Consider the following 18,602-nt stretch of genomic DNA (forward strand, 5'->3'; position numbering starts at 1 on the left):
GCGGTCCCCGGCACCCCTCCACCGGGGTGCCGGGAGCCGCCACGGCGACGGCGGGCCGGCAGCACCGCGCGGCACGCACGAGTCCACACAGGGAGAGCCGATGTCGCAGACCACCGCCGGCCGGGCGTCGGGACAGCCCCCGGAGCAGGGGGCCGAGAGCCCGCGCGGCGTCCTCGGGCGCCTGTTCCTGTTCCTGCGCCAGGTCGTGGGGGAGCTCCGGAAGGTGGTCACCCCCACCCGGCACGAACTGGTCAACTATGTCCTGGTGGTCCTCGTGTTCGTCGCGTTCATGATGGTGCTCATCTCGGTCCTGGACCTCGCGTTCGGGCAGGCCGCCCTGTGGATCTTCGGGCGGGGTGACGCCGCCGGCTGATCCGGGCGGCGCACGGACCGGCGCGGCCGGCCACCGTGACCTACGCAGAGCACGACATCCACGAAAGAACGTGAGGGAGATCCAGTGACCGAGCACGAGCTCGAAAACGGCACCGAGGCACCGGCCGAGGTCGACCAGCAGGCTCCGGAGCTGCCGGAGGCCGAGACCTCCGTGCAGGAGGAGGACTTCGCGGCCGCCCACGAGCCGGACGACGCCCCGGCGGCGCCGGACCTCGACGAGGCCGCCGCGGACGCGGCCGATGAGGAGGCCCCTGCCGCGGACGAGGACGCCCCGGCCCCTGCGGACGCCCCCGCGGCCGAGGACGAGGTCCCCGCCGTGGACCCCGTCGAGGAGTTCAAGTCGAAGCTGCGCCGCCAGGAGGGTGACTGGTACGTCATCCACACCTACGCCGGCTACGAGAACCGCGTGAAGACGAACCTCGAGACCCGCATCCAGTCCCTCAACATGGAGGACGACATCTTCCAGATCGAGGTGCCGATGGAGGAGGTCGTCGAGATCAAGAACGCCCAGCGCAAGATCGTGCGCCGGGTGCGGATCCCCGGCTACGTGCTGGTGCGGATGAACCTCACCGACGCCTCCTGGGGCGCCGTCCGCCACACCCCAGGGGTGACCGGCTTCGTCGGCCAGGACGCCTACAACCCCGTCCCGCTGCGCCTGGACGAGGTCTTCGAGATGCTCAACCCGGTCTTCGAGGCCCCGCAGGGCGCGGCCGGCGAGTCCGCCGCGCAGCCGAGCGCGCAGCCGCAGGTCGACGTCGACTTCGAGGTCGGCGAGTCCGTCATCGTCAAGGAGGGCCCGTTCGAGACCCTCCCCGCCACGATCTCCGAGATCAAGGTGGAGTCCCAGCAGCTCGTCGTCCTCGTGTCGATCTTCGAGCGCGAGACCCCCGTCACCCTCGGCTTCAACCAGGTCTCCAAGATCTGAGCCCCGCGGGCCGCTCCGGTCCGCCCCAGTTCCCGGCCCCGCGGTGCATGCTTCGCCGCCGGGGCCGCCCGGCCGCCGCGCCACGGCGGCCACCCGCCGTCGTACGCTCCTGTGCGCCGGTACGTCCAGCAGAAGAAGGACCAGCACATGGCTCCCAAGAAGAAGAAGGTCTCCGGCCTGATCAAGCTGCAGATCCAGGCAGGCGCCGCCAACCCGGCGCCCCCCGTGGGTCCGGCTCTCGGCCAGCACGGCGTGAACATCATGGAATTCTGCAAGGCCTACAACGCGGCCACGGAGTCCCAGCGCGGCAACATCGTCCCCGTGGAGATCACGGTCTACGAGGACCGCTCGTTCACCTTCATCACCAAGACCCCGCCCGCCGCGCAGCTGATCAAGAAGGCCGCCGGCGTCGCCAAGGGCTCGGGTGTCCCGCACACCCAGAAGGTCGGCAAGCTCAGCATGGACCAGGTCCGGGAGATCGCCGAGACCAAGAAGGAAGACCTCAACGCCAACGACATCGACGCCGCCGCGAAGATCATCGCCGGCACCGCCCGCTCCATGGGCATCGAGGTCGAGTGATCAGCCTCGGCTGACACCACCCACCGTTATTGACGTGGCAGGGCCGAGCGCGGCCCGCAGACCACAACTGCACAAGGAGAAGAAGCAGATGGCAAAGCGCAGCAAGGCATACCAGGCGGCCGCCGCCAAGATCGACGCGGGCACGCTGTACGCCCCGGCCGAGGCCGTGGCCCTGGCCAAGGAGCTCGACACCGCGAAGACCGACTCCACCGTGGAGGTCGTCCTCCGCCTCGGCGTCGACCCCCGCAAGGCCGACCAGATGGTCCGCGGCACCGTGAACCTGCCCAACGGCACCGGCAAGACCGCCCGCGTCGTGGTCTTCGCGACCGGCGACAAGGCCGCCGCGGCCGAGGAGGCCGGTGCGGACCACGTGGGCTCCGACGACCTGATCGCCCGCATCCAGGGCGGCTGGACGGACTTCGACGCCGCCGTGGCCACCCCGGACATGATGGGCAAGGTCGGCCGCCTGGGCAAGGTGCTCGGTCCCCGCAACCTGATGCCGAACCCGAAGACCGGCACCGTGACCATGGACGTCACCAAGGCCGTCAACGACATCAAGGGCGGCAAGATCGACTTCCGCGTCGACAAGCACTCGAACCTGCACTTCATCGTGGGCAAGACCTCCTTCGACGTGCAGAAGCTCGCGGAGAACTACGGCGCGGCCCTCGAGGAGATCCTGCGTCTGAAGCCCTCCGCGTCGAAGGGCCGCTACATCACGAAGGCGACCGTCTCGACCACGTTCGGCCCGGGCATCCCCGTGGACCCGAACGCCACCGAGGTCGTCGTCGGCGCCTGACGCCGTGCACCGGGGCCCGCGGGGCTCCGACGGGTGTGGGGGGCCCGGCCGATGCGGCCGGGCCCCTTCCCGTCCTCCGGGACCACCCCACCCACGACCCAGCAGCCGACGGGCGCCCGCCGGCGCCCACGGAACGGAGACCCCCACGTGAGCGAGCACCCCCCAGTGCACATCGAGCAGATGCGTATCCCCGACGAGTTCGACGCCGACGCCCAGGAGCTGCTGGGCCGGGTCGTGGAGCTCGTGCGCCGGTCCCGGCAGCACGTGTGGGGGATCTCCGACCTCACCGGCGACGCCCAGGAGCTCTACCGGGACCTGCACGACCCCTTCGAGCGCGTGGTCGTCCTGCTCGCCTGGTCGCAGGACCGGCTCGCCGGACGCGCCGAGGTGCGGATGCCCCTGGTCGCGCTCACCGACTCCGCCCACATCACCGTGGACGTGGACCCGGACGTCACCTCGCAGGGCACCGGCACCGAGCTGCTGGCCGCCGCCGAGCAGCTCGCCGTCGGGGAGTCCCGCCGGCACCTGCGGATCCAGACCGAGCACCCCGGGCCCGAGGAGATCCAGGGCGACGGCAGCGTCACCGGGGTCTTCCCGGTGATCACGCCCGGGATGGTCGAGTGGGTCGACGCCGCGGACGGCTCCGGCCGGCTGCCCGTGTCCAACCGGCAGACCCGCTTCGCCCTCCACGCCGGCTACCGGCTCGAGTCCGTGAGCGACTTCGGGGTGCTCGACGTCCCGTTGCCGCCCGGCCGCCTCGAGGCGCTGCAGCGCGAGGTCGAGGCCTCGCCCGCGCCGGAGCCCTACCGGATCCACGTCTGGAGTGGCCCGGCCCCCGAGGACCGGCTCGACGAGCTCGCGGCCCTGCACTCGCGGATGGCGGCGGACTCGTTCCTGGCCCCCGTGGCCGGCGCCGACCCCGAGCCCTGGGACGCCGAGCGCGTGCGGCGCACCGACCAGCTGCGCGCCGAGGCGGGCAACCTCTCGCTCGTGGCCGTCGCCGAGCACGAGCCCACCGGGCGGCTCGTCGGGATGACCGAGATCGTCCTGGCCGGGGAGGACCCGCCGATCGGGATGCAGGACGAGACCGTGGTCCTGCGCGAGCACCGCCGCCGGTGGCTCGCCACCCGGCTCAAGCTCGCCAACCTGCGGCAGCTGGAGCGGCTCGCCCCGAGCGTGCGCACCCTCTACTCCTGGAGCCACAGCGGCGACGACCGGATGAGCAGGGTCAACGCCCGGCTCGGCTTCCGCGTGGCCGGCCGCAGCGGCGTGTGGGCCCGCGAGTTCCCGGCCGCCTGAGCCGCCCGCCACGGGCCCGCGCCGGCCGCGATTTGGCGGCGGCGGGCCCCTCCGGTAGCCTGGGGGTACCAAAGACCGCCGGTCGTTGTCCTCCTGCCGCGTGCGCCCCGTTTCGGAGCGAGCGCCACGGGGGACGGCCGTAAGAGTTCCGCCAGGAACCGCCAGCGCAGGTGAACCAGCACAGCGAGCACGTCCCGTCCTGCACGGGCCGTGACGCCGAGCCCCGGGCATCTGCGCGGGGCTTTTTTCTGTGCCCGGAGCCTTCCGGCAGCGGCCGGCATCGAAGACCGGAAGGAGTACCATGGCGAACCCGGAAAAGGCAGCCGCGGTCGCCGAGTTGAAGGAACTGTTCTCCAACTCGGACGCCGCTGTCCTGACTGAGTACCGCGGCCTCACCGTGGCCCAGCTCAAGGAGCTGCGCCGCGCGCTCGGTGAGAACGCCGAATACGCCGTGGTGAAGAACACGCTGACCGCGATCGCGGCCAAGGAGCTGGGGATCGACGCGTTCGACGGCCAGCTCGCCGGCCCGAGCGCGATCGCCTTCATCTCGGGGGATCCCGTCGAGGCCGCCAAGAGCCTGCGTGACTTCGCCAAGGCGAACCCGCAGCTCGTCCTCAAGGGCGGCTACCTCGAGGGCAAGGCGCTCAGCGACGCGGAGATCAAGCAGCTCGCGGACCTCGAGTCCCGCGAGGTGCTGCTGGCCAAGGTGGCCGGTGCCGCCAAGGCGTCCCTGTCCCAGGCCGCGGCCCTGTTCCAGGCCCCGCTGTCGAAGACGGTTCGCACGGCCGAGGCGCTGCGCGCCAAGGTCGAGGAGCAGGACGCCTGACCAGCACCCCGCCGCGAGGCACTTTCTCACCACGGAACCAGACCGTCCCGCGCCGACGAACCCGGCCGGGCACACCATCGAAAAGGAGCCACAACCATGGCCAAGCTCACCACCGCTGAACTGATCGACGCGTTCAAGGAGCTCTCCCTCATCGAGCTCTCCGAGTTCGTGAAGGCCTTCGAGGAGACCTTCGACGTCACCGCCGCCGCCCCCGTGGCCGTCGCCGGTGCCGCCGCCCCGGCCGCCGCCGCCGAGGAGGCCGAGGAGCAGACCGAGTTCGACGTCGTCCTCGAGGCCGCCGGCGAGAAGAAGATCCAGGTCATCAAGGAGGTCCGCGCGCTGACCTCCCTCGGCCTCAAGGAGGCCAAGGACCTCGTGGACTCGGCTCCCAAGGCCGTCCTCGAGGGCGCCAACAAGGAGGCCGCGGACAAGGCCAAGGAGGCCCTCGAGGGCGCCGGCGCCACCGTCACCCTCAAGTAGGACCCAGCAGGACCCCGGGTGCGCTCCCGCGGGGAACGCACCGGCGAGGCCCCGGACGCTCGGCGTCCGGGGCCTCGTGCCGTCCCGGCCGCCCTGTGGGACACTGGAGGGCACCACCACACCGGCCGCCCACGCGCACCGGCCGGCCCGGGGCAGCGCACGCTCCGGACTGCCGCCGGCGCCACCGGAGGACCTCCCGCCCGGAGGACCCCGGCACCGCCGCGAGCAGGCCGCTCCGACGGGCTCCGCCCACCCGCCCCGGCCGGGGCCGGGGCCGCCCACGGGGCCGCGAACCACGAGGAGCCCACTGTGACCTTCCTGCCACGCCACCTCGGACCGGACGCCGCCGAGACCCGGAGCATGCTCCGCACCGTCGGCGCCGCCGACCTCGACGAGCTCGTCGCCCGGGCGGTCCCCGCCGCCATCGCCTCGGACGAGCCCCTGCGGCTGCCCGCCCCGATGTCGGAGCACGAGGCCCTCGCGGCCCTGCGCCGGGTGGCCGCGAAGAACCGCGTGATGACCCAGATGCTCGGACAGGGCTACGCGGACACCGTCACCCCGCCCGCGCTGCGCCGCAACATCCTCGAGAACCCCGCCTGGTACACGTCCTACACCCCGTACCAGCCCGAGATCTCCCAGGGCCGTCTCGAGGCGCTGCTGACGTTCCAGAACGCGGTCATGGACCTCACCGGGCTGGACCTGGCCAACGCCTCCCTCCTGGACGAGGCCACCGCCGTCACCGAGGCCGTGCTCATGATGCGCCGGGCCAACCGCAGGGCCACGAGCCGGCGCGTCGTCGTCGACGCCCGGACCCTGCCCCAGACCCTCGCCGTGCTCCGCGGGCGCTGCCGGGCCGTGGGCATCGAGCTCGTCGTCACCGACCTCGCGGAGGGGCTGCCCGAGGGGGACCTGTTCGGCGTGGTCCTGACCCAGGTGGGCGTCGACGGGGAGGTCGTCCCCCTCGCCGGGGTCGCCGAGGAGGCGCACGCGCGGGGCGCGCTCGTGGCCGTGGCCACCGACCTGCTGGCGCTCACCCTGCTGCGCTCCCCGGGGGAGCAGGGCGCGGACATCGCCGTGGGCTCCGCCCAGCGCTTCGGGGTGCCGCTGTTCTTCGGAGGGCCCCACGCCGCGTTCCTGGCCTGCCGCACGGGGCTCGAGCGGAACCTGCCGGGCCGCCTGGTGGGCGTCTCGACGGACTCCTCCGGCCGGCCCGCCTACCGGCTGGCCCTGCAGACCCGGGAGCAGCACATCCGCCGGGAGAAGGCCACCTCCAACATCTGCACCGCCCAGGCGCTGCTGGCGATCGTGGCCGGCGCCTACGCCGCCTACCACGGCCCCGACGGGCTGCGGGCCATCGCCGAGCGCGTGCACGGCCTGGCCGCCCGCCTGGCCGCCGGGCTCGCCGCGGCCGGCGTCCGGGTGGTGCACGAGCGGTTCTTCGACACCGTGCTGGCCGAGGTCCCCGGCCGCGCCGACGCCGTGGTGGCGGCGGCCGCGGAGCGCGGGATCAACGTCCGCCGGGCCGGCCCGGACCACGTGTCCGTGTCGGTGGGCGAGCCCCACGACGAGCGGGACGTCGACGCCGTGCTCGCCGCCTTCGGCGCCTCGGCCACGCCGGACGGCGGCGCGGGGCCGGCCTGGGAGCTGCCGGCCGAGCTGCTGCGCACCGACGCCTACCTGACCCACCCGGTGTTCACCCTGCACCGCTCCGAGACCGCGATGATGCGCTGGCTGCGCTCGCTCGCCGACAAGGACCTGGCCCTGGACCGGACCATGATCCCGCTGGGCTCGTGCACCATGAAGCTCAACGCCGCCGCGGAGATGGAGCCCATCAGCTGGCCCGAGCTCGCCTCGATCCACCCGCTGGCCCCGGAGGACCAGACCCTGGGCTGGCGCGAGCTCATCACCCAGCTCGAGACCTGGCTCACGGAGATCACCGGCTACGCCGCGGTCTCCGTCCAGCCCAACGCGGGCTCCCAGGGCGAGCTCGCGGGGCTGCTCGCGATCCGGCGCTACCTCCTCTCCCGGGGCGACCGGCAGCGCACCACGATCCTCATCCCGTCCTCGGCCCACGGCACCAACGCCGCCTCCGCGGTGCTCGCCGACCTCACGGTGGTGGTCGTGGCCACCGCCAAGGACGGCTCCGTGGACATGGACGACCTCGCCGCGAAGATCGAGGCCGTGGGCGACCGGCTCGCGGGCATCATGGTCACCTACCCCTCCACGCACGGCGTGTTCGAGGAGCAGATCACCGCGGTGTGCGCCGCGGTGCACGACGCGGGGGGCCAGGTCTACGTGGACGGCGCCAACCTCAACGCCCTCATGGGCCTCGCCCGGCCGGGCCGCTTCGGCGGGGACGTCTCCCACCTGAACCTGCACAAGACCTTCTGCATCCCGCACGGCGGCGGCGGCCCGGGCGTGGGGCCCGTGGGCGTCGCGGAGCACCTCGTGCCGTTCCTGCCCGGGGACCCCGGCGCCGCGGACACCGGGGAGGACACGTTCCCCGTCTCCCAGGCCCGCTACGGCTCGGCCGGGGTGCTGCCCATCACCTGGATGTACATCGCGATGACCGGGGCCGAGGGCCTCACGGCGTCGTCGCGCACCGCGATCCTCAGCGCGAACTACGTCTCCGTCCGGCTCGCCGACGTCTTCCCCACGCTCTACACGGGTCCCGGCGGCCTCGTGGCCCACGAGTGCATCCTGGACCTGCGCGCGCTCACCAAGGCCTCCGGGGTGACCGCGGAGGACGTGTGCAAGCGGCTCGTCGACTACGGCTTCCACGCCCCGACCCTCGCGTTCCCGGTCGCGGGCACGCTCATGGTCGAGCCGACGGAGTCCGAGAACCTCGCGGAGCTGGACCGGTTCGTGGACGCGATGCGCGCCATCCACGCGGAGATGACCGCCGTGGCGCAGGGCGAGGTCGCGCTCGAGGACTCGGTGCTGCACCACGCCCCGCACACCGCGGAGGTGCTCACCGCGGACGAGTGGGACCGGGCCTACCCCCGCTCCCGGGCCGCCTACCCGCTGCCCGCCCTGCGCCTGGCCAAGTACTGGCCGCCCGTGGGCCGGGTCGAGAACGCCGCCGGCGACCGCCACCTCGTCTGCAGCTGCCCGCCGATCGAGGCCTTCGCGGTCGAGACCCCCGCCGCGGCCGGCGCGGAGCCGGACGCGGCGGCCGTGCGCGGCGGAGCCGTGGGGGCCGCCCGGTGAGCAGGCCGCCCCGGCGCCGCCGGGAGCCCTGAGACCCGGCACACGGAATCTACCATCCTACGAGCGGACGGCGCCCGCGTCCACCGCCCGTGTGGACAGGAGCGCCGTTCGCGCCTATGCTGGATCTTTGCGTTGTCCCTCATTCTGCGTGCCTTCATATAGCGGTGGGCGCCCCCGGGGAGCGAACCAGCATCGTCAGCCCGCTGGACCTCGCACACCCGTCACCCCGAGCCGGGAACTGCGCGATTCAACTGCAGGTCTGTGGAAGGAATCCATCTTGGTCGCCTCGAGCACCGATTCGAACGTAACCGCTAACCGACCGGCCGACGGGAACATCCCGCGCCGCATCTCCTTCGCCAAGATCCACGAACCGCTGGACGTGCCGAACCTGCTGGCCCTCCAGACGGACAGCTTCGACCGCCTCGTCGGCAACGAGCGGTGGCAGGCCCGCGTCCAGCAGGCCATCGAGACGGGGGAGCAGGGCATCGCCCGCACTTCCGGGCTCTCCGACATCTTCGAGGAGATCTCCCCGATCGAGGACTTCCAGGGCACCATGTCCCTGTCCTTCTCGGAGCCGGAGTTCTACGACCCGAAGTACACCATGGACGAGTGCAAGGACCGGGACGCCACCTACTCGGCGCCCCTGTACGTCAAGGCCGAGTTCATGAACAACAACACGGGCGAGATCAAGCAGCAGACCGTGTTCATGGGCGACTTCCCGCTGATGACCGAGAAGGGCACCTTCGTCATCAACGGCACCGAGCGTGTCGTGGTCTCCCAGCTCGTCCGCTCGCCGGGCGCGTACTTCGAGCGCGGCCAGGACCGCACCTCGGACAAGGACATCTACTCCGCGAAGATCATCCCCTCCCGCGGCGCCTGGTTCGAGCTCGAGATCGACAAGCGCGACCAGGTGGGCGTTCGCCTGGACCGCAAGCGCAAGCAGTCCGTGACCGTGCTGCTCAAGGCCCTGGGCTGGAGCGAGTCCCGCATCCTCGAGGAGTTCGGCGAGTTCGACTCCATCCGGGCGACCCTCGAGAAGGACACCGTCGAGTCCCGCGAGGACGCGCTGCTCGACATCTACCGCAAGCTGCGCCCGGGGGAGCCGCCCACGGTCGACGCCGCGCAGGCGCTGCTGGACAACATGTACTTCAACGCCAAGCGCTACGACCTGGCGAAGGTGGGCCGGTACAAGATCAACCGGAAGCTGGGCCTCGACAAGGCGTTCGAGGACGAGGACGCCTCGGTCCTCTCCGTCGACGACATCGTCGCGATGATCCGCTACCTCGTGACCCTGCACGCCGGCGGCGAGACCATGAAGGGCGTGCGCGACGGCGAGCCCCGCGAGGTCGTGGTCGACGTCGACGACATCGACCACTTCGGCAACCGCCGCATCCGCGCGGTCGGCGAGCTGATCGAGAACCAGATCCGCACCGGTCTGTCCCGGATGGAGCGCGTGGTGCGCGAGCGGATGACCACCCAGGACGTCGAGGCGATCACCCCGCAGACCCTGATCAACATCCGTCCCGTGGTGGCGGCGATCAAGGAGTTCTTCGGCACCTCGCAGCTGTCGCAGTTCATGGACCAGAACAACCCGCTGGCGGGCCTGACCCACAAGCGCCGGCTGTCCGCGCTCGGCCCGGGCGGTCTCTCCCGCGACCGCGCCGGCATGGAGGTCCGTGACGTCCACCCCTCGCACTACGGCCGGATGTGCCCGATCGAGACCCCTGAGGGCTCCAACATCGGTCTGATCGGCTCGCTGGCGACCTACGGGCGGATCAACCCGTTCGGCTTCATCGAGACGCCGTACCGCAAGGTCGTCGACGGCCTGGTGACCGACGACGTCGAGTACCTCACCGCCGACGACGAGCGCGGGGTCACGATCGCGCAGGCCAACGCCCCGCTGACCACGGACAACCGGTTCGCAGAGGACGCCGTGCTCGCGCGCGCAGCCGACGGCTCGGGCGAGGCCGTGCTGGTCGACCCGACCGCCGTGCAGTACATGGACGTCTCCCCGCGCCAGATGGTGTCCGTGGCGACGGCCCTGATCCCGTACCTCGAGCACGACGACGCCAACCGCGCGCTCATGGGCGCCAACATGCAGCGCCAGGCCGTGCCGCTGCTCGAGTCCGAGGCCCCGCTCGTGGGCACCGGCATGGAGCGCTACGCGGCCCTGGACGCCGGCGACTCCGTGCTGGCCCGCAAGGCCGGCGTGGTCGAGGAGGTCTCGGCGAACCTCGTGCGCGTGCTCAACGACGACGGGACGACCACGGTCTACCCGATCAACAAGTTCACGCGCTCGAACCCGGGCAACACGTACAACCAGCGCGTCATCGTCTCCGAGGGCGAGCGGGTCGAGGAGCGCTCGGTCATCGCCGACGGCCCCTCCACCGACCAGGGCGAGCTGGCCCTGGGCAAGAACCTGCTGGTCGCCTACATGTCCTGGGAGGGCCTCAACTACGAGGACGCGATCATCCTCTCCCAGCGCATGGTCTCGGAGGACGTGCTCACCTCGATCCACATCGAGGAGCACGAGATCGACGCCCGCGACACGAAGCTGGGCGCCGAGGAGATCACCCGGGACATCCCGAACGTGTCCGAGGAGGTGCTGTCCGCCCTCGACGAGCGCGGCATCATCCACATCGGCGCGGAGGTCCAGGCCGGCGACATCCTCGTGGGCAAGGTCACCCCGAAGGGCGAGACCGAGCTGACCCCGGAGGAGCGCCTGCTCCGGGCGATCTTCGGCGAGAAGTCCCGCGAGGTGCGCGACACGTCCCTGAAGGTGCCCCACGGCGAGTCCGGCACCGTCATCGGCGTGCGCGTCTTCGACCGCGACGACGAGGACGACGACCTGCCCGCGGGCGTCAACCAGGTGGTCCGGGTGTACGTGGCGCAGAAGCGCAAGATCACGGACGGCGACAAGCTCGCCGGCCGCCACGGCAACAAGGGCGTCATCTCGAAGATCCTGCCCCTGGAGGACATGCCGTTCCTCGAGGACGGCACCCCCGTGGACATCATCCTCAACCCGCTGGGCGTGCCCGGCCGCATGAACCTCGGGCAGGTCCTCGAGGTGCACACCGGCTGGCTGGCCAAGCAGGGCTGGAACATCGAGGGCGAGCCGGAGTGGCTCGACCGGCTGCCGAACTTCCCGAAGCAGTCCGGCCCCACCAACGTGGCCACCCCGGTGTTCGACGGCGCCCGCGAGGAGGAGATCTTCGACCTCCTGGACCACACCAACCCCACGCGCGACGGCGTGCGCCTCATCGACCGCTCCGGCAAGGCCCGGCTGTTCGACGGGCGCTCCGGCGAGCCGTTCCCGGACCCCGTGTCGGTGGGCTACCAGTACATCCTGAAGCTGCACCACCTCGTGGACGACAAGATCCACGCGCGCTCGACCGGCCCGTACTCCATGATCACCCAGCAGCCGCTGGGCGGTAAGGCGCAGTTCGGCGGCCAGCGCTTCGGCGAGATGGAGGTCTGGGCGCTCGAGGCGTACGGCGCGGCCTACACGCTGCAGGAGCTGCTGACGGTCAAGTCGGACGACGTGCACGGGCGCGTGAAGGTCTACGAGGCCATCGTGAAGGGCGAGAACATCCCCGAGCCGGGTGTCCCCGAGTCCTTCAAGGTCCTCATCAAGGAGATGCAGTCGCTGTGCCTGAACGTCGAGGTGCTCTCGGCGGACGGCAACACCATCGAGATGCGCGATTCGGATGACGAGGTCTTCCGGGCGGCCGAGGAACTGGGCATCGATCTCTCGCACTCCGAGCCCAGCTCGGTCGAAGAGGTCTGATCCCCCTCGTTCCAGCCCGACGAGACGTCAACTTTTCCAGAGAAAGAGATAAAGGACCCTCATGTCCAACGAATCTTCACTAGGCCTCATGCGGATCGGTCTTGCGACCGCGGAGGACATCCGGACCTGGTCCTACGGCGAGGTCAAGAAGCCGGAGACCATCAACTACCGCACGCTCAAGCCCGAGAAGGACGGCCTGTTCTGCGAGAAGATCTTCGGTCCCACCCGGGACTGGGAGTGCTACTGCGGCAAGTACAAGCGCGTGCGCTACAAGGGCATCATCTGCGAGCGCTGCGGCGTGGAGGTCACCCGGGCCAAGGTGCGCCGTGAGCGCATGGGCCACATCGAGCTGGCCGCTCCCGTGACCCACATCTGGTACTTCAAGGGCGTCCCCTCGCGCCTGGGGTACCTGCTGGACCTCGCCCCGAAGGACCTGGAGAAGGTCATCTACTTCGCGGCGTACATGATCACGTCGGTGGACGAGGACGCCCGCCACGACGACCTGCCGAACCTGCAGGCGGCCGTGGACCGCGAGAAGGCGCAGATGGAGTCCACCCGCGACTCCGACATCGCCGCGATCGCCCGGGACCTCGAGACCGAGCTCGGCCGCGTCGAGGAGGAGGGCGGCAAGGCCGCGGAGAAGCGCAAGCTCCGCGACTCCGCCGACCGCCAGATGGCCAACGTGCGCAAGCGCGCCAACGTGGAGATCGACCGCCTCGAGCAGGTCTGGGACCGCTTCAAGAACCTCAAGGTCAACGACCTCGAGGGCGACGAGGCGCTCTACCGCGTCATGGTGGACCGCTACGGCATGTACTTCGAGGGCTCGATGGGCGCCGAGGCGATCAAGAAGCGCCTGGAGACCTTCGACCTCGAGGCCGAGGCCGAGGCGCTGCGCGAGACCATCGCGACCGGCAAGGGCCAGCGCAAGACCCGTGCCCTGAAGCGGCTCAAGGTCGTCAACGCGTTCCTGACCACGGACAACTCCCCGCTGGGCATGGTCCTGGACGCCGTCCCGGTGATCCCGCCGGAGCTGCGGCCGATGGTCCAGCTCGACGGCGGCCGCTTCGCCACCTCGGACCTCAACGACCTCTACCGGCGCGTGATCAACCGCAACAACCGGCTCAAGCGCCTGCTGGACCTGGGCGCCCCGGAGATCATCGTCAACAACGAGAAGCGGATGCTGCAGGAGGCCGTGGACTCGCTGTTCGACAACGGCCGCCGCGGCCGGCCCGTCACCGGGCCGGGCAACCGGGCGCTGAAGTCGCTGTCCGACATGCTCAAGGGCAAGCAGGGCCGCTTCCGGCAGAACCTGCTCGGCAAGCGCGTCGACTACTCCGGCCGCTCGGTCATCGTGGTCGGCCCCCAGTTGAAGCTGCACCAGTGCGGTCTGCCCAAGCAGATGGCCCTCGAGCTGTTCAAGCCGTTCGTGATGAAGCGGCTCGTGGACCTCAACCACGCGCAGAACATCAAGTCGGCCAAGCGCATGGTCGAGCGCTACCGCCCGCAGGTGTGGGACGTGCTGGAGGAGGTCATCACCGAGCACCCGGTGCTGCTCAACCGTGCGCCCACCCTGCACCGTCTGGGCATCCAGGCGTTCGAGCCGCAGCTCGTCGAGGGCAAGGCCATCCAGCTCCACCCGCTCGTGTGCGGCGCGTTCAACGCCGACTTCGACGGCGACCAGATGGCCGTGCACCTGCCCCTGTCCCCGGAGGCCCAGGCCGAGGCGCGCATCCTGATGCTGTCCTCGAACAACATCCTGAAGCCCTCGGACGGCAAGCCCATCGCCCTGCCCTCGCAGGACATGATCATCGGGCTCTACCACCTCACCACCGTCCGCGAGGGCGAGGAGGGGGAGGGCCGCTCGTTCTCCTCGGTGGCCGAGGCGATCATGGCCCACGACGCCGGCAGGCTGCACCTGAACGCGCTGTGCCGGATCGAGCTGGAGCACTTCGTGCCGTTCGAGGGCTGGCAGGCCCCCGAGGGCTGGGAGCCCGGCCGCCCCGTGATCGTGGAGACCACCCTGGGCCGGGTGCTGTTCAACGAGACCCTGCCCGAGGACTACCCCTGGGACGAGGCCGTCGCGGACAAGAAGCACCTGTCCGCCCTGGTCAACGATCTCGCGGAGCGGTACCCGATGGTGACCGTGGCGCACACGCTGGACGAGCTCAAGGACGCCGGGTTCCACTGGGCGGCCCGCTCGGGCGTGACCGTGGCGATCTCGGACATCGCGACCCCGCCGGAGAAGCCCGCCATCATGGAGGGCTACGAGGCGCAGGCCGCGAAGATCCAGGGCCAGTACGACCGCGGTCTGATCGACGACGACGAGCGCCGCTCGGAGCTCATCGACATCTGGACCAAGGCCACGGACGAGGTCGCCCAGGCCATGCAGGCGAACCTGTCCCCGCTGAACACCATCAACCGCATGGTGTCCTCCGGCGCCCGAGGCAACTGGATGCAGGTCCGCCAGATCGCCGGCATCCGCGGGCTCGTGTCCAACCCCAAGGGCGAGATCATGCCCCGCCCGATCAAGTCCTCCTACCGCGAGGGCCTGTCGGTGCTGGAGTACTTCATCGCGACCCACGGCGCCCGCAAGGGACTGGCCGACACCGCGCTGCGCACGGCGAACTCGGGCTACCTGACCCGTCGTCTCGTGGACGTCTCCCAGGACGTCATCGTGCGGGAGGCGGACTGCATGACGGAGCGCGGCCTGAACCTGCCGCTCGCCGACGTGCAGGAGACCGGTGCCCGCGTGCTGCACGAGGACATCGAGAACACCGTGCACGGCCGCGTGCTCGCGGTGGACGTGGTGGACGCCAACGGCGAGATCCTGGCCGAGGCCGGCACGGACCTCTCCGACGGGCTCATCAGCGCGCTGTTCACCGGCGGGGCCGACACGGTGCGCGTGCGCTCCGTGCTGACCTGCGAGTCGGCGGTGGGCGTGTGCGCCGCGTGCTACGGCCGCTCGCTGGCCTCCAACCAGCTGGTGGACATCGGCGAGGCGGTGGGCATCATCGCCGCGCAGTCGATCGGTGAGCCGGGCACCCAGCTCACCATGCGCACCTTCCACACCGGTGGTGTGGCGTCCTCGGACGGCGACATCACCCAGGGTCTGCCCCGCATCCAGGAGCTCTTCGAGGCCCGCACGCCCAAGGGCGTGGCGCCGATCTCGGAGGTCGCCGGGCGGGTCAGCATCGAGGACACCGAGAAGGCCCTCAAGCTCGTCGTGACCCCGGACAACGGGGACGAGGCGATCGGGTACCCGGTGCTGCGCCGTGCGAAGCTGCTGGTGACCGAGGGCGACCACGTCGAGGTCGGCCAGCAGCTGGTCTCCGGCGCCGTGGACCCCAAGGAGGTGCTGCGCATCCGCGGTCCGCGGCAGGCGCAGAAGCACCTCGTGGACGAGGTCCAGCGGGTGTACCGCTCCCAGGGCGTGGGCATCCACGACAAGCACGTGGAGGTCATCGTGCGGCAGATGCTGCGCCGCGTGACGATCATCGAGTCCGGTGAGACCGACCTGCTGCCGGGCGAGCTCGTGGAGAACGTGCGCTTCCTCGAGGCCAACCGCAAGGCCGTGGCGGAGAGCACCCGCCCGGCCGCCGGCCGGCCGGAGCTCATGGGCATCACGAAGGCCTCGCTGGCCACCGACTCGTGGCTGTCGGCCGCGTCCTTCCAGGAGACCACCCGCGTGCTCACGCAGGCGGCCATGGAGGGCAAGTCCGACCCGCTGGTGGGCCTCAAGGAGAACGTGATCATCGGCAAGCTGATCCCGGCCGGCACCGGGCTCGCGCGGTACAACAACATCGACGTGGAGCCGACGGACGAGGCGAAGGCCTCGCTGTTCACGGAGCCGGGCTCGTTCTCGGACTTCAGCTACGCGGAGGAGAACTCCTCGCCCGCCGAGTTCCAGGCGATCCCGCTGGAGGACTACGACTTCGGCTCCAACTGAGGCCGGTGTCCTGAGCAGGACGTGATCACGCCCGTGGTCGCCGCGGCAGCCCCGTCCCGGAAGCAGCGTCTTCCGGGGCGGGGCTGCTCCCGTCCGGCGGGACGCCGGCACGGACGGCCGCGGACCAGGAAGGAGCCCGAGGGACGACCATGGCGAACTCACCCACCGGGGAGTCGGTGCTCGAGCGCGCCGACCGGATCCTCGCGGCGTTCACCGCCGAGAACTCCCGGCTGACGGGGGGCCGGATCGCGGCCCTCACCGGCCTGCCCACCGCCACCGCGCACCGGCTCGCCCGGGACATGGCCCGCCAGGGCTGGCTCGAGCGGGTGGAGGGCGGCCACTACGTGGTGGGCACCCGGCTGTGGGAGCTGGCCAACCGCTCCTCCCGCGAGCTCGGGCTGGCCCGCGCCGCCCGCCCGTTCATGGGGGACATCCACGCCGTGCTGCGCCAGCACGTGCAGCTGGGCATCGTGGAGGGCCGCGAGGTGCTGCTCGTGGAGCGGCTCTCGCACCCCCGCGCCGTGCCCGTGCGCGCCGAGGTGGCGGGCCGGCTGCCCCTGCACCTGTCCGCCACGGGCCTCGTCCTGCTGGCGCACGCGCCGGCGGAGTACCGGGAGGAGTACCTGCAGGGCCCCCTGCCGGCGTTCACCGAGCTCTCCCCGACGGACCCCGGCGTCCTCGCCGCCGAGCTCGAGCGGATCCGCGCGGCGGGGCACGCCCTGCAGACCGGCTACCTGGAGACCGGGACGGCGGGCATCGCCGTGCCCGTGCGGGGGCGCGGCGAGCAGGTGGTGGCCGGCCTGGGCGTCATCACCCCGGCGGGGGACCCGGCCGCCCGGGCCGGGGCGATCGTGCAGGCCCTGCACACCGCCGCGCACGGCATCCGCCGGACGCTGCGCGACGCCGACCGCTGACCCGCTCCGACGCCGTCCCGTTGAACGGGACGACTGTGGTGCCGCCCACAGGGCGCTGGGACACTGGACACGATTCGACGTCCGTCCCACCAGGAGCCCCCATGAGCGCACAGCGCACCGTACTCAGCACCCAGGTCGGCATCGTCGGCGGAGGCCCGGCCGGGCTGATGCTGGCCCACATGCTCGGCCGCGCCGGCATCGACAGCATCGTCGTGGAGAAGCGCGACAAGGAGACCATCCACGCGACTCACCGGGCCGGCATCCTCGAGGCACCGACCGTGCGGATGCTCGTCGACGAGGGGGTCGACGGCCGGGTCCTCACCGAGGGCCACGAGCACGAGGGCACCGTCCTGCGCTTCGACGGCCGCAGCCACCGCATCGACTTCCAGGAGCTCGTCGGCGAGTCCGTGTGGCTCTACCCGCAGAACGAGGTGTTCCTCGACCTGGCCGAGGCGCGGGAGCGCGACGGCGGCGACGTGCGCTGGTCGGTCACCGACACCGAGGTCCTCGACCTGACCACCGACCGGCCGGCGATCCGCTTCACCGACGCCGCGGGGGAGGACGTCGAGGTCCGCTGCGAGATCCTGGTGGGCGCCGACGGCTCGCAGAGCATCTGCCGCCGCGCCATCCCCGAGCAGGAGCGCACCGACAACTTCATCGAGTACCCCTTCGCGTGGTTCGGGATCCTCGCCGAGGCCCCGCCCAGCGCCCCCGAGCTGATCTACGCGAACTCCGAGCACGGCTTCGCCCTCGTCTCCTCCCGCAGCGACACCGTCCAGCGGATGTACTTCCAGTGCGACCCGGAGGAGGACGTCGAGGACTGGGACGACGAGCGGATCTGGGCCGAGCTCCAGCGCCGTGTCGCCGGGCCCGACGGGCTCCGGCTCCAGGAGGGGCCCATCTTCGACAAGACGGTGCTCAAGTTCCGCTCCTACGTCTGCGAGCCCCTGCGCCACGGCAACCTCTTCCTCGTGGGCGACGCCGGCCACACCGTGCCCCCGACCGGCGCCAAGGGCCTGAACCTCGCGTTCTGCGACGTCCGCGTGCTCGCCCCGGCGCTGGTGGAGTACTTCCGCTCCGGCGACGACTCCGGGCTGGCCGGGTACTCTGCCACCGCCCTGGAGCGGGTCTGGAAGGCGCAGAACTTCTCCTACTGGGCCACCCAGCTCCTGCACACCCAGCCGGGGGAGAACCCCTTCCACCAGAAGCGCCGGCGCGGCGAGTTCACGGCGATCACCGGCTCCCCGCGCGGCGCCGCCTACTTCGCCGAGTCCTACACCGGCTGGCCCGACGACCGCTGACGGCCGCGCGCCCCACTGTGACCCCACAATAAGTTCGCACAACGAACATGTGTGCGAATGCTGCACCAGTTGCGCTACCCTCGGAGAGGTCTCCGGGGAGCCGCCGACCGCGGCGGGCGCGACGCCCACCGGTGCGGCAGCCACCT

12 protein-coding genes are annotated in these 18,602 nt (G+C 71.2%); all 12 read left to right on the forward strand.

Features of this window, described 5'->3' with window-relative positions:
- Positions 1-100: 100 nt before the first annotated feature.
- On the forward strand, positions 101-373 hold the full coding sequence (secE, locus tag QYM41_RS07300; protein ID WP_368799084.1) for a preprotein translocase subunit SecE: 273 nt from the start codon (positions 101-103) through the stop codon (positions 371-373).
- Positions 374-457: 84 nt separating this feature from the next.
- The gene (nusG, locus tag QYM41_RS07305) at positions 458-1,318 is read left to right on the forward strand and encodes a transcription termination/antitermination protein NusG (RefSeq protein ID WP_368799085.1); all 861 of its coding nucleotides are present in this window, start codon (positions 458-460) and stop codon (positions 1,316-1,318) included.
- Between the two features lie 147 nt (positions 1,319-1,465).
- Positions 1,466-1,897: a 50S ribosomal protein L11 gene (gene rplK / locus QYM41_RS07310; protein ID WP_368799086.1), complete on the forward strand. Its 432-nt coding sequence runs from the start codon at positions 1,466-1,468 to the stop codon at positions 1,895-1,897.
- Positions 1,898-1,985: 88 nt separating this feature from the next.
- Complete coding sequence (rplA, locus tag QYM41_RS07315; RefSeq protein WP_368799087.1) at positions 1,986-2,693, forward strand: 50S ribosomal protein L1; 708 nt, start codon at positions 1,986-1,988, stop codon at positions 2,691-2,693.
- A 147-nt stretch (positions 2,694-2,840) separates the two neighbouring features.
- Positions 2,841-3,992 (forward strand): GNAT family N-acetyltransferase, encoded by a 1,152-nt coding sequence (locus QYM41_RS07320; RefSeq protein ID WP_368799088.1) that lies wholly within the window; start codon positions 2,841-2,843, stop codon positions 3,990-3,992.
- Between the two features lie 301 nt (positions 3,993-4,293).
- Complete coding sequence (rplJ, locus tag QYM41_RS07325) at positions 4,294-4,818, forward strand: 50S ribosomal protein L10 (RefSeq protein WP_368799089.1); 525 nt, start codon at positions 4,294-4,296, stop codon at positions 4,816-4,818.
- A 96-nt stretch (positions 4,819-4,914) separates the two neighbouring features.
- Complete coding sequence (rplL, locus tag QYM41_RS07330) at positions 4,915-5,298, forward strand: 50S ribosomal protein L7/L12 (RefSeq protein WP_058872512.1); 384 nt, start codon at positions 4,915-4,917, stop codon at positions 5,296-5,298.
- A gap of 309 nt (positions 5,299-5,607) precedes the next feature.
- Positions 5,608-8,508: an aminomethyl-transferring glycine dehydrogenase gene (gene gcvP / locus QYM41_RS07335; protein ID WP_368799090.1), complete on the forward strand. Its 2,901-nt coding sequence runs from the start codon at positions 5,608-5,610 to the stop codon at positions 8,506-8,508.
- A 277-nt stretch (positions 8,509-8,785) separates the two neighbouring features.
- The gene (rpoB, locus tag QYM41_RS07340; protein WP_368799091.1) at positions 8,786-12,295 is read left to right on the forward strand and encodes a DNA-directed RNA polymerase subunit beta; all 3,510 of its coding nucleotides are present in this window, start codon (positions 8,786-8,788) and stop codon (positions 12,293-12,295) included.
- 61 nt (positions 12,296-12,356) lie between these two features.
- The gene (locus QYM41_RS07345) at positions 12,357-16,241 is read left to right on the forward strand and encodes a DNA-directed RNA polymerase subunit beta' (protein WP_368799092.1); all 3,885 of its coding nucleotides are present in this window, start codon (positions 12,357-12,359) and stop codon (positions 16,239-16,241) included.
- A 149-nt stretch (positions 16,242-16,390) separates the two neighbouring features.
- The gene (locus QYM41_RS07350; protein WP_368799093.1) at positions 16,391-17,155 is read left to right on the forward strand and encodes an IclR family transcriptional regulator; all 765 of its coding nucleotides are present in this window, start codon (positions 16,391-16,393) and stop codon (positions 17,153-17,155) included.
- 101 nt (positions 17,156-17,256) lie between these two features.
- Positions 17,257-18,456, forward strand: coding sequence for a 4-hydroxybenzoate 3-monooxygenase (locus QYM41_RS07355; RefSeq protein ID WP_368799094.1), 1,200 nt, complete (start codon positions 17,257-17,259; stop codon positions 18,454-18,456).
- Positions 18,457-18,602: the final 146 nt, after the last annotated feature.

The organism is Kocuria oxytropis (assembly GCF_040981195.1).
GTDB lineage: Bacteria > Actinomycetota > Actinomycetes > Actinomycetales > Micrococcaceae > Kocuria > Kocuria oxytropis.